Source organism: Pontibacillus salicampi, from assembly GCF_042434395.1.
In the GTDB taxonomy this organism is placed as follows: domain Bacteria; phylum Bacillota; class Bacilli; order Bacillales; family BH030062; genus Pontibacillus; species Pontibacillus salicampi.
Map to the genome: position 1 here is coordinate 115331 of NZ_JBHLTP010000004.1, position 13674 is coordinate 129004.

At 39.9% G+C, this 13674-nt stretch carries 10 protein-coding genes and 1 riboswitch; of the genes, 8 read left to right on the forward strand and 2 right to left on the reverse strand.

Annotated elements, in window-relative coordinates:
- Window positions 1-46 precede the first annotated feature (46 nt).
- From ACFFGV_RS07245 to ACFFGV_RS07280, 8 genes are all read left to right on the forward strand, one after another.
- Window positions 47-454 (forward strand): hypothetical protein, encoded by a 408-nt coding sequence (locus tag ACFFGV_RS07245; protein ID WP_377346121.1) that lies wholly within the window; start codon window positions 47-49, stop codon window positions 452-454.
- Between the two features lie 290 nt (window positions 455-744).
- Entirely contained in the window at window positions 745-1641 is an 897-nt protein-coding gene (gene dat, locus ACFFGV_RS07250; protein ID WP_377346124.1) for a D-amino-acid transaminase, read from the forward strand.
- A 288-nt stretch (window positions 1642-1929) separates the two neighbouring features.
- Window positions 1930-2769: a C40 family peptidase gene (locus ACFFGV_RS07255; protein WP_512700584.1), complete on the forward strand. Its 840-nt coding sequence runs from the start codon at window positions 1930-1932 to the stop codon at window positions 2767-2769.
- Between the two features lie 276 nt (window positions 2770-3045).
- Complete coding sequence (locus ACFFGV_RS07260) at window positions 3046-4485, forward strand: poly-gamma-glutamate hydrolase family protein (RefSeq protein ID WP_377346126.1); 1440 nt, start codon at window positions 3046-3048, stop codon at window positions 4483-4485.
- Between the two features lie 434 nt (window positions 4486-4919).
- Window positions 4920-5103: riboswitch (cobalamin riboswitch) on the forward strand.
- A gap of 200 nt (window positions 5104-5303) precedes the next feature.
- On the forward strand, window positions 5304-7544 hold the full coding sequence (locus ACFFGV_RS07265; RefSeq protein ID WP_377346478.1) for a ribonucleoside-diphosphate reductase subunit alpha: 2241 nt from the start codon (window positions 5304-5306) through the stop codon (window positions 7542-7544).
- A 12-nt stretch (window positions 7545-7556) separates the two neighbouring features.
- Window positions 7557-8603: a ribonucleotide-diphosphate reductase subunit beta gene (locus ACFFGV_RS07270; protein ID WP_377346128.1), complete on the forward strand. Its 1047-nt coding sequence runs from the start codon at window positions 7557-7559 to the stop codon at window positions 8601-8603.
- A gap of 324 nt (window positions 8604-8927) precedes the next feature.
- Complete coding sequence (locus tag ACFFGV_RS07275) at window positions 8928-9467, forward strand: YdbC family protein (RefSeq protein WP_377346130.1); 540 nt, start codon at window positions 8928-8930, stop codon at window positions 9465-9467.
- Window positions 9468-9941: 474 nt separating this feature from the next.
- A complete protein-coding gene (locus tag ACFFGV_RS07280; protein ID WP_377346132.1) occupies window positions 9942-11216 on the forward strand; it encodes a DUF5068 domain-containing protein in 1275 nt (424 codons plus the stop codon).
- A gap of 90 nt (window positions 11217-11306) precedes the next feature.
- On the opposite strand, the gene abc-f is transcribed toward ACFFGV_RS07280, so the two are convergent.
- Together abc-f and ACFFGV_RS07290 are read right to left on the reverse strand one after the other, a co-directional pair.
- Window positions 11307-12863, reverse strand: a complete 1557-nt coding sequence (gene abc-f, locus ACFFGV_RS07285) for a ribosomal protection-like ABC-F family protein (RefSeq protein ID WP_377346134.1) — start codon at window positions 12861-12863, stop codon at window positions 11307-11309.
- A 127-nt stretch (window positions 12864-12990) separates the two neighbouring features.
- Window positions 12991-13629, reverse strand: a complete 639-nt coding sequence (locus ACFFGV_RS07290; RefSeq protein ID WP_377346136.1) for a YczE/YyaS/YitT family protein — start codon at window positions 13627-13629, stop codon at window positions 12991-12993.
- Window positions 13630-13674 lie beyond the last annotated feature (45 nt).

The window sequence follows — 13674 nt, forward strand, 5'->3', positions numbered from 1 at the left end:
TAATAGCGATGTAGTAGTACAGAGATAAGGTTATGGGGGAGACAAGATGAAAGAAATAATACTATTTTTAGCTCAAATCGTCGATTTTTTTCATGACGCATTAATGGCTATGTCCCAAGCTTTTGGGCTAAATATGACCGATAAGGAACTCCATTTTTGGATCATTGGAATATTAGGTATAATCAGCTTCTTATGTATTGATCGACTATTTCACGCTGTATCCCAATACAGTATCACCGTATTGTCGTTTATATACACATTTACTATGGTTCTCGTATTTGTATTCGCTCTTGAAATTCAACAAGGCGTTACTGGCAGCGGGAACATGGAATTTGATGACGCAGCTATCGGGATAGTAGGTTTCTTTGCCTTCTTAGGGGTATATACCTTGATTAGGCTAATTGCCTTTGGTCTAAAAAAGTGGATAAACAGGCGTAAATCCATCAGCAGCTAACCACAAACATTAAGTTTGTGGTTTTTTGGATTTGGCAGGAAAGCGCCGACCAAGCCAGCGCCAGAAAACAGCCTTAGCATGGCGCAATTCCAACGAGCTCCCCCGACAAGAAAACTACCTCTCTACCCTTATTCTAGATATAGTAATACTTTACAGTAATAAAGTAATTTGTAACTATACACTTTTGTCTGAAAGTTTGATAAAATTGGACGAATACGATTTATTTAATCAACGGAAAAACAGTTTAGAATACAATGTAGTATTACTTTTTAGGTGAAGGAGGAAGCGTTTTGTCTATTCGGCCATATGTATTAACGGAGAAGGAATTTATGAATCAAGAGGAGTTAATGTATCCGTTTGAAGAGAGAGGGCTGCAGTTTGGAGATGGTGTGTACGAAGTAATTCGTGTATATCATGGAGAGCATTACTTAATCGAGGAGCATGTGGAGAGACTGTATCGATCTGCAGAGGCTGTGAGAATTGAGGTTCCTTATACGAAGGAAGAAATGTATAAGAAGCTGGATCAGTTACTGCAATTGAATGAGTTTACAGGTGATGGAAAAGTGTATTTGCAGATTACGAGAGGTACAGCACCTCGTGACCATACATTTCCAGAAGGGGTAACCGCTAACCTATATGCATACGTAATGGATTTACCTCGTAAAGTGGAATGGATGAAGCAAGGGGTTTCTGCTATTACGCAACCGGATGTGCGATGGGATTTATGTTACATTAAGAGCTTGAACCTGTTACCAAATGTGATGGCAAAGCAGGCGGCTGCAGAGGCAGGCAGTTTTGAAGCTATTCTGCACAGGGATGGAAGCGTAACGGAGTGTAGTTCTTCTAACGCTTATCTCGTAAAGGACGGTGCTATTTATACGCATCCTGCAACGAAAAATATTTTGCATGGTTGTGTTCGTATTCGTGTAGAGGCTTTTGCGAAAAAAGCAGGAATACCGTTTCATGAACAGGCTTTTACACTCGACGATATAAAGTCTGCTGACGAAATGTTCTTATCGAGTAGTACTGCAGAGGTAATGCCAATTGTAGAGGTGGATGGTGATCAGGTGGCAGAAGGTACACCTGGTACTATTACGCAAAAACTGCAGCAGGCTTATGAAGAAGATGCTCGCATTTCAGCAGAGCAGTCTATTTTCTCTGCTTCTGGAAAAAAAGCTCTGTCTTAATCTATGAAAAAATCCTGTAACACTGTTGTAGTGTTACAGGATTTTTTTGTGTCTAATGATGGACTTTAGTGCTACAAAACGTTGAAAAGTTGCTGTAAAACAGTGCGATATAGGCTAAAACTAATCTATTTTCACTCTAAATCAGTTACATTTCGATGTGAATGTAACGACAATGTTACAAAAACCGACATTATTATTACAGTTATATTAAAATACCTGGCAAGTAATAGAAACCATAGGAACCATATACTATAATGAAAAACATAACTTACGAGGGGGAAATAGACAGTGAAATTAAATAAAAAGATGGTACTACCAGCTCTAGTACTTGGAGCGAGCTTAACTTTTCCAAACTTAGCACAAGCGGAAGAAAATTATAAAGTAAAAAGCGGTGACACACTGTGGGGAATTTCTAAAGACTATAATACTAGTGTTTCATCCCTAAAAAATTGGAATAACTTGAGCGGCGACATCATTTACGTTGGACAAACGATAACTATTGGTGAATCTTCTAGTAAAGCAACGTCACATAACACTTCATCTCAGCATTCTAGTAATACATATACAGTAAAAGCTGGCGACACATTATGGGGAATTTCTATCAGCCATGGAACAAGCGTTAGCAAAATTAAGCAATTAAATGGTCTTTCAGGCGATATTATTTATGTAGGTCAAAAACTATCATTATCTGGATCAACTTCTAATCAATCACACTCTACTTCCAACAACACATCCAGCCAAACTACTAAATCTAACACTTCTAATACTTCTAGCACATCAGGTTTAATTAGCGAAGCTAAACAACACATTGGTACACCATATAAATGGGCAGGAACTTCTCCATCTGGCTTTGATTGCAGTGGTTATATCCATTACGTATTCAAGCAGGAAGGTATCTCTGTACCAAGAACCACTTCTTCTTTATGGAGTGCTGGACAACGTGTATCTAGCCCTTCTGTAGGCGATATCGTATTCTTTGAAACTTACAAATCCGGCCCATCCCATGCAGGAATTTACGTAGGAAACAATAAGTTTATCCACGCTGGTTATAGCCGCGGTGTTGAGGTTTCAAGCATGGACAATAGCTACTGGAGCCCACGTTACCTTGGAGCGAAAAGCTTACACTAAAAGATAATCTAGTCTTACTATCATTACTACCCGTTTGATATAGTAGGGAAACCAAGAAAGTGCGATCTCTTTAGAGGTCGCACTTTTTTTATGCTATAACGTTTCTCTTCCTTTAACTTCTTGCCCTATGAAAAAAACAAATCGAAATGGTTCACAAGTTGTGGGTAAAAAAACTCAAAAAAATAACGAAAACCACTTAACTTTTCCAAACCATGGTTCGATAATTATAATTAGTGAGGATAATATACTGATACTAAAATCATAGGGGAGAGAATAATGCTCAAACATAAGGCGAAAGTTATGATGTTTGCTGTTGTGTTAGCAGGGTTTTTAATATATCCAATAATCAATAAGGGTGGCAGCCCCGCATTAAAGGACTATGTTCCTTGTGATGAGGACTGCCAGGAACTTTCTATAGTGAAGAATGGCTCCAATATTGTGCTAGATGGGGTGCAGGATTCCTACAGACCATCTTTCACTAAACAGCTTGTGAAGGATATATCAGGCTCGACTCATAATTATTACGTTTTTAAGGATCAAGACGCATCTTCTAATACTGTAGCTATCTCAGCTTTAGAATCATCTTCCTCTAGTATTACTGCTGCATCTACGAAATCCGCTGCCATAGACACAAATATAACGATTGAAACATCAGAGGATTCTTCTTCTGTTACAAGGATAGAAGGGACCAATCAACAACTAAAAACCACCTTGGCTAAGTTTCTAGAAATGCAGGAGTTTAGTGTGGAGGTAGATTCTGCTCCTAAAGAAGGGCTTTTCACAAGATGGAATCCTTTTAAGAAGAAGATAACTTCCCCCCAAGCCAAATTAATTCTGTCTGAGACTCTGGTACATCAGCTGGAGGATAAGGGGAATAAAGAATATCTGGAATACGTTATGGCAGTTCAGGACGCACTGAACGAACATCAAGTTGAAAAGAATGTGTGGATTTGGAAAGAAGAGCCGATACATCAGGCTGAAGAAACGGTTACTTTTTTATCTGAACAAGGAGTTCAAAATGTGTATGTACATTTCAAGCCCAATTTAGGAGAGGGGTATCCATCCTTTATTAAGAAGGCTACCCAAGCTGGCATGAAAGTGCATGCATTAATCGGGTCCCCTAAATGGGGGCTGGCTGCTTATACCGCTGATGCAAAGAAGCGAATTGATTTAGTGCAGCAATATAATGATAGCGTGCCTGCCAATGAGCAGTTTGTAGGTATTCATTTTGATGTAGAGCCTTACACGTTAGACGTATGGGATCAAGATAGGGAAAAAGTCGTGAACGAATGGTTGCAGTCTACCAAGGAGTACACAAGCTATGCTAAAGCGTTTGGTTACGAAGTAGGGGCAGCCCTTCCTTTCTGGCTTGATAATGAAAAGGTGACAAGCATCCACGACCATTTTTATAAGGAAATGATGGATCTACATGATTACGTCTCTCTTATGTCCTACCGAGATCAAGCATTAGGTACTAATAGCATTACATCCATCTCAGATCAAGAAATACTCTATGCGAATTCTCCAAAGGTTGAATTAGGAGTAGAATTACTTCCATATGAGGTAGAAAATGTTACTTTCGACGGTAAAAGTAATAAGGAGCTTGAACAAGAAGTGGCTCTTGTTAGAAAACATTATCTGGATCAGAAGGCTCAAGGGTTTAAAGGAATCACTATTCATTCCTATACAGCCTGGAGAACGTTTTTAGAGCATTAAAATAAAGGACAGACATAACGCTTGGGCTAGTCCCGGCGTTTATTTTTTCTGTTAGAGGTTGTTTAGCAATGTAAGGCACCTAAAGTTGCTACATCCTATAGAAACGGTGAACGACCCCCGCGTCGAATGGGGCCGCCAGAAAACGCAGCTTCCAGACCACTCCACTCTCCTTTCTATCTATATTAAGCAAATTTTTCTTTATCAGGTCTCCCACTATCTCTTAACATTTGGAGGATCCTAATAGGAGCATTGGTCATTACCTATAGTTTGGAAGGAAGTCAAGTCTATAAAAAATTTCTTCATTAGGTTACCATCACCAATAGGGTTATGGAAAAATACTGAAAAAGGTTTCCTAATTTATGCTTGATATTGTCGACGATATTCGGTAAAGTTACAACATATAGAAAGTTAATTCTAAAAAACAACTATATATAGTTTATGAACGAGGGAAAGGTGCCTAATTGCAGGCTTGAAAGGGAATCTGGTGTGAAGCCAGAACTGCCCCCGCAACTGTAAGTGCTACGAAATGAGAATGCCACTATAATCCAACGGTTATGGGAAGGTCTCAGAGTAGGGAGAAGCATGAGTCAGGAGACCTGCCTTTACTCGTTAGTAGTTTCTCCGTGCTTCGGGGTGAAAGCTGGGAAACGATAGAGTGTGGATCAAGCAGTTTATTCTGCTATACCTTTCTGTCGTTTTACACCGTTTTCCTCTGATGGGAGAACGGTGTTTTTATATTTATCAGGGTTACGAAAAAGGAAGGCAAGGTATAAGGAGGAATAATGATGGAACCGACAAGCGCAGTGGCAGGAGCTAAGATGGAGAGTGGCTGGGATACATGGTTCGACAGCATGAAAGATTTTTTATTTAGCTTAGAGGAGGAGTTTCCGCAGCTAGAGATAAAGGAATTCGTGCAGGCTGTTATCCCATCTCTTGAGAGAAAAGGAGAAACGTCTAAAGATCAAGTGTATAATGAGCTCATATTAAAAGGATTAGAACGGATGGATGAGCAAGAGCCTGACTGGACCTACTTCTGTGGACGTATCTATATTAGGCAGTTATACGAAGATGCAGCAGGACGAAGGGGTCACACGGCGGATACGTCATACCCACCCTTTTATCCGCTTATTCAACAGCTAGAGGACAAAGGCGTTTATAGTTCCTTTCTGCTGGACCAATACAGCAAAGAAGAAATACATACATTAGAAAGTTACTTAGATCCCACAAAGGATTCTCTGTTTACGTATATTGGTCTTCGTACGCTAGCAGATCGATATTTAGCAAAGGGGCATAGCGGGGAATTGTATGAGCTTCCACAGGAACGGTTTATGGTTATTGCCATGACCCTAATGGCTGAGGAGCCTAGGAATATGCGCTTAGAGCTTATTCAAGAAGCGTATTGGGCAATTAGTAATCTTTATATGACAGTGGCTACTCCTACTCTTTCTAATGCGGGGAAAAGCTATGGACAATTATCCAGCTGCTTTATCGACACAGTAGATGATAGTTTGCAAGGTATATTTGATAGCAATACCGATATTGCCAACCTCTCCAAAAGCGGGGGCGGCATCGGCGTCTATTTAGGTAAGATTCGCTCCAAGGGCAGTGATATAAAGGGGTATAAAGGTGTAAGCTCAGGCGTTATACCCTGGATGAAGCAATTAAATAATACCGCGGTAAGTGTAGACCAGCTTGGGCAGCGACAAGGAGCGATAGCTGTCTATTTGGATGTATGGCATAAAGATATATTTGCTTTCCTAGATGCAAAGCTTAATAACGGAGATGAACGTCAGCGCACACACGATCTATTTACAGGAGTATCTTTACCCGATTTATTTATGGAGAAGGTGGAAAATAGAGAGGATTGGTATCTGTTTGACCCTCATGAAGTGGAGACGGTAATGGGATTTAGGTTAGAAGATTACTATGATGAAGAAGAAGGTAATGGTAGCTTTCGAGAAAAATATCAAGCATGTGTCCATCATCCCTCCTTGGATAAACAGGCGGTTCCTGCCATTGACATTATGAAGCGAGTAATGATTAGTCAATTAGAAACAGGTACACCGTTTATGTTCTACCGGGATGAAGTGAATCGTAAAAATCCGAATAGCCATCAAGGAATGGTGTACTGTACGAATCTATGTACAGAAATAACGCAAAATCAAAGCCCCACTACTGTAGAAGAGGAATATACCAAGGATGGAAAAATCATTACAGTGAAACACCCAGGTGATTTTGTAGTTTGTAATTTATCTAGTATTAATCTAGGAAAAGCTGTTCCTGCTGATGTGCTGGAACGATTAATTCCAATCCAGGTAAGGATGCTCGACAATGTGATTGACTTGAACAGCATCCCTGTTGCCCAAGCAGAAATGACTAATAGAAAATATAGAGGTATTGGACTTGGAACCTTTGGTTGGCACCACTTGCTGGCTGTTAAAGGAATTCGCTGGGAGTCAGAAGAAGCGGTTGATTACGCAGATCATCTATACGAACAAATATCCTATCTTACGGTTAAAGCGAGTAAACAATTAGCAGAGGAAAAAGGTGCTTATCCTCATTTCAACGGGTCCAAATGGGAAAGTGGTGCGTACTTCTCTGATCGAGAATATGATACAGAGCAATGGCGTACACTCCAACAAGAGGTAGCGGATAGCGGAGTACGTAATGGCTATATGATGGCAGTGGCACCTAATTCTTCCACTTCGATTATCGCTGGCAGCACGGCAAGCATTGATCCTATTTTCCAGAAGTTCTATTCGGAGGAGAAGAAAAATTATAAAATCCCTGTTACAGCGCCTGACCTGACGCCCCAGACGTATTGGTATTACAAGTCAGCGTATGAAATTGATCAAACGTGGAGCATCCGTCAAAATGCAGCCCGTCAAAAGCATATTGACCAATCTGTTTCCTTCAATATATACGTTAAGAATACAGTGCAGGCAAAGGAATTGCTGCAGTTACATCTTGAAGCATGGCGTAACAAGCTGAAAACGACCTATTACATGAGGTCCACGAGTACAGAAGATATCGAAGACTGTGAGAGCTGTTCATCCTAAGGAGGAGTACTGATGAGTGAATCTATTATGCAAAAGCGTAATTTATATGATACCCAAGCACCAAACCAATCTACTGGAATTATTAATGGCGAAAGCTCTAACGTATTGAATTGGGATGATGCTCGCTTTACTTGGGCATATCCAATGTATAAAAATATGCTGGCAAACTTTTGGATTCCAAATGAAATTAATATGAATAATGACTTGAAGCAATGGCACCAATTAAGCGATAAAGAACAGGATACCTTTAAAAAGGTAATTGGGCTGTTAGCCTTTCTAGATTCCATCCAAACAGACTATAGCGGTAAAATAGCAGACTATTTAACCGATTCTAGTTTAGTCGCGCTCATGCAAGTATTATCGTTCCAGGAAGTAGTCCATAACCAATCTTATTCATATGTGTTATCCTCCCTTGTACCAAAGCAGGAACAGGATGCTATTTTCGAATATTGGAAGCACGATGACGTTTTGTTGGAGCGGAATAAATTTATTGCTAACGGATATAAAGATTTTGTTGAAAACCCTACACCGACGTCATTCCTTCGCTCTATTGTATATGATGTCGTATTAGAGGGACTGTTCTTCTATGCAGGTTTCGCTTTCTTTTACAATCTTGCTCGTAATCAGAAAATGGTCTCCACTAGTACGATGATTAATTATATTAACCGGGACGAACAGTTACATGTAAACTTATTTGTAAAAATATTTAAAGAAACGCTCCACGAGAATCCATCCATTCCTCAGGAAGAGATGCTTACCTTTGCTACGGAAACCTTTCGAGAGGCAGCTGAACTAGAGATAAAGTGGGCCGCTTACATTATTGGGGATAACTTTGATGGTCTTTCTATGGAAGAGCTGGAAGCGTACATTAAATTTATGGCAAACAAGCGCTGTAAGGAACTCGGTGCGGAGAAGCCATTTACTGGGTATAGTAAAAATCCATTGAAATGGATAAGAGCATATGAAGACGTTAATAGTGGTAAATCAGACTTCTTCGAGCAGAAATCACGTCAGTACACAAAAGTTAATTACACTGATAATGGATTTGATGATTTATAATCGTAAGAAGAATAAGTGATATTTGCATACAACGGAAGCCTCCAATTGTTTTATATTGGGGGCTTATTTTTTTGGGCACTCGTTTTAGGTTATCACCCGTAAAACCTATGTAACATTCGTAAAAAAAAAACGGTATTTATTACAAAAACGATCTAATAAGGTTTTAGGAAGGAGGGGGGAAGGGAAATTACCTAATAAGTTTGGAAACGAATTTCCTCTATATAATGTTTGGCATCTATGGACGATAAGGAAGGGTACCAACACGGAATGGAACGTTGGATCGGAAGGATAAATAGATATTAGAAGAAGCAGGGTGATGACGACATGTTAATTAAATGGATTGTATGTACTGTTCCAGAACGAAACAAAGAGGACTTCGCCCAGGCTCAATCACAATGGAAAAAACTTCGCTATATTGATGGATTTATCGGTCAAATAGGGGGATGGAGCTCTCAGGATAAATCACAAGCAGGAATTCTGACATTTTGGAAGGATAGAGATTCCTATCAATTCTTTATGGAGCATGTTCACGATAAAATATTCAACCAGAGCGGTCAAGGCGACACTTACGATAACATCACTATAGAAATTTTAGAAAATAATTGGGACATTAGTGATTTTTATCTAACCAATGAGCTTCAGCACACGACGTACCTGCACATACTTCAAGGGGAAGTTATCCAGGGTGATAAGCTGGGCAACTATCAAGCATGGGGAGGACTTATCCCCGCAGAGAATAATTCTATGGGAATTGTTATTTCATTTGATAAGGATGAAAGATTAAAGGAAAATTATCTTACCGAAGCTCTACAAAACAGAGACGAACTTATATTTCCTATTAATCAAGAGTGGAAAGTAGTGTAAGAAATTGGCCATACTGTTGATAAAGGCATACTAGCTTAAGCAACCATTCACTCTTCACTACAGAACTAGTGTTATTCAGCAAAGACTGTGTGAACGTGATTGTTTTCGATATACAACAGGCAACTAATTTGAAGACATAAGCTTAATGCATCACGTTTAGCTACTTTGAAAAACAGGGCATCCAAATTGTGTAAGAGCTCATCAAAAACGATAAGGGATATGGATGAACCTTTCCCTAATAAGAGTAATCACGACGATGGTTTCGAGAGGAATCATCGTCGTTTTTTTGTGCGAAAATTCCTTAGAAGAGAAGCACATAAAAAAATATTCATTATATAGGTTTTAGGGAGAAGAGTTGGGGTAGATACATATTGTTACATATGTACCATATTCATACAATAATATACACCATTCGTCATAAGATGCAGGTACACATGTTGAAACAGATACTATTATGAAAAAGGTTGTGAATGTATGAGGAAATTTACTCTAATGTTGATGGTGAGTTTATGGTTTATTTTACTTATCTTGTCGGCTTGTGGCAGTGAGGAAGATGCTGCGGGTACGGAGGAATCAGAATCAGATGTGAAAGAGGAGGAAACAAAGAGCGAAGATACTACAGTAGAAACGGACACTACTTCTATTGAAGAAGATGAAACAGCATCGAATACTTCGTCCGAAAATAAAGAGGGGATGATTAACCCTTCTATTAAAGAAAAATCTGGTGGGGAAGTCGACGTTGTGTACACGAATGAGGATCCGCAGTACTCACACGATATGGAAGGTTTTAAGGTTGCTGTGAATCAGTATGATATCGTAAAAGTAACAGGAATGAGTGATGAGTATGCCATTCCCTTTGATGACCAAGCCGATGGATATGTGGTAACAGCAGACGTTACTATACATAATACAAAGGATAAAGCAATGTATTATAACAACATGTACCGTATTCAGCTTAGCAACGAAGTAGATTACATTCAAAGTGATACGAATAGAACCTTTGTGGATGACCAATATCCCTCTTCCGAGAAGGAAAGTGAGCCATCTAAATATGCAGCAGGAGAAAAGGTGTCAGGACTCATTTCCTTTACACTAACAAAGGAAGAGTTTCAAGCTGTAAAGAATGTGAACCCTAAATTCATAATTGAGGGTGGTGTAGCAGATAACAAGCAGTATAGTGGGGCCTTTCAAGAAGACGCGACCTTCGATTTCGCTTATAGTGGGGAGCAGAGTAAAGAAAATGCATCCAATGATGCTTTCTATCCTGATCGAATGACAAATGATAATCTTGCTGACAAGAAAATGATTAGCGATCAGAAAGTAAACGAATCAAAGCAAATAGGTGATGTGAATGTAACGGTGGAGGGAGTGCAATACACAGAAATTATTCCCACAAAAGGAAATGAACAGCGTTTTAGTAATTTTGGAGATAGCGGGATTGTATCTGTTGGAGTTAAAGTTAACCTAGACAACCAGAGTGAACAGACATTAAGTATTTGGAATGTTGGATCGGAACTGACGATAGATGAGGGCAGTGGAATTGCCAATGCTAATTTAATGGCAGAGCCACGTAATCCACGGGAGCTTGAGGCAGGAGAAGAAGGGACGAAATACCACGTGTTTTTGTTTGAGAAGAAAAATTTCGAGACTTTCGAATCTATTGAACTTACGTTTGGTCCGTTTGTTGCTGAGGATGGAAGCGGTATGTTCGAGGAGGGCACAGCCAACTTCTCCTTACCAATGCCTTAATATAGAAAAATGGGCATTAATCCATTCCATGCAAAAGAATAAGATTAGTTATGACAAAACCAGCACCATAAAGGGGGTGCTGGTTTTAATTTAGAAAACTTTTGTTGTCCAGTCTTCACAATTCCAAACGTCTGTGACGACATCCTGGTAAAATTCTGGTTCGTGAGAAATAAGTAGGACACTACCTTTATATTCTTGCAGTGCTCGTTTCAGTTCTGCTTTTGCATCGGCATCCAAGTGGTTTGTCGGTTCATCGAGTACGAGTAAATTGGTTTCTTTATTAATCAATTTGCATAAACGTACTTTAGCTTTTTCTCCACCGCTTAATACTTGAACCTGGCTTTCGATGTGCTTTTGGGTTAAACCACAGCGTGCGAGTGCGGATCGTACTTCGTATTGTGTGAAGTGGCGAAACTCCTCCCATACTTCCTCCATGCAAGTCCTACGGCTATTTTCCTTAAGCTCTTGCTCAAAATAGCCGATATGAAGGTTATCGCCTAATGCTACTTCTCCGGAAATTGGCTGAATCTCGCCAAGAATACTCTTGAGAAGTGTCGTTTTACCAATACCGTTAGCTCCTGACAGGGCAATTTTCTGCCCTCTTTCCATCGATAAATTTAATGGTCTGGATAAAGGCTCATCGTAGCCAATAACGAGATCCTTCGTCTCAAATAGATACTTACCTGGTGTGCGTGCCTGTTTAAAATGGAAGACCGGCTTTGGCTTTTCTGATTCTAATTCTATTTTCTCCATTTTATCCAGCTTTTTCTGACGAGACATCGCCATCTTGCTTGTTGCTGCGTTAGCCTTATTCCTGGCCACGAAGTCCTTCAGTTGAGAAATTTCCTTTTGCTGCTTTTTATACGCTGCTTCCAGCTGCTGCTTTTTCATTTCATACACTCGAACAAATTCATTATAGTCACCAGGATAACGTGTCAGTTGTTGATCCTTCATATGGTAGATGAGATTAACAACGCTGTTCAAAAATGGAATGTCGTGTGAAATTAGAATGAAGGCATTCTCGTATTCTTGCAAGTAGCGCTTAAGCCACTCGATATGCTCTACGTCGAGGTAGTTGGTTGGTTCGTCCAGGAGAAGGATGTCTGGCTTTTCTAAGAGCAGCTTTGCTAATAATACTTTCGTACGCTGCCCGCCACTTAAGTCATGAACATCTCGATCCAGTCCTATTTCATCTAATCCTAAACCCCTGGCGACTTCTTCCACCTTGGCGTCTAGAATGTAAAAATCATTGCTGCTCAATTGATCCTGCAGCTTGCCTGTTTCTTCTAAAAGCTCTTCTAATTCATCAGGCTCGACTTCCCCCATTTTTGCAAATAGGTCATTCATTTCCTGTTCCATATCATATAAATATTGAAATGCTGTTTTTAACACATCTCTCATCGACATTCCCTGTGCTAAATCAGCATGCTGATCCAAATAACCTACACGGACCCGTTTAGACCATTGGATTGTGCCGGCATCAGGCTCCACTTTACCAGTAATGATATTCATAAAAGTGGATTTACCTTCACCGTTTGCGCCAATCAATCCAATGTGTTCGCCCTTTAATAATCGAAAAGAAACGTCATCGAAAATGGCGCGATCTCCGAAGCCGTGACTTAAGTTCTTCACTGTCAGTAAACTCATATCCTAAACACCTTTTCTTTCATTGAGTTATGCTTTTTCATTATAAAGCCATTTATGGAAAAGAGATAGGGCTGAATTGTAAAAAGACAGTTGATTGAAGTGGTAAAATCAGCAAAAACCTATGGCCCTATCCATTTTCTGCATGAGACGGTGTAGATGAAGTGTACACGGATAACAGTTTACTTATACAATCGCTCCAAAATTGGATAAAGGGTCCAAAGACTAATATAGACAGAAATGTACCTAATCCTACCGGCCCTCCAAGCAGCAATGCTGTCAATGTAACGGTGGCGGCAATTAGTGATTGAGAGGCGCTCATTTTTAACCGAAAACGGTGACTTAGAGATAAGAATAATTCATCTACCGGAGCTCGTGTAAAGCCAGTATGAATATAAATGCCGATTCCGAGACTGGCTATGGTCATCCCAGTTAAAAATACTGCCGTTTTCACAAGCAGCGTTGCTTCCTCGAACTGGACGTCCTGTAAGATATATTCGAGCCATAAAGTAAAAGCAGCACTCTCAATAAGAATAGGTATAATGGCTAGCCAATCCGGCTTCTGATTCCTAAGCTTAGCATTCAACACCACAATACCTATTTGAATAAGCGCAAACCAGATGCCAACGGATAAGCCAACTGTTTGACTCATTCCAACGTATAGAGCAGACCAAAATCCTGCCCCAAGTGCTGATTTGACAACAAGAGCTGTGCCGAAGTATGTGATCAGCATCCCCAATACATATATAATACCTCTTCGAATCAACATCTTATCCTCTCCTGACTTGAACCTCTCAGAACGTATCGGTATAGT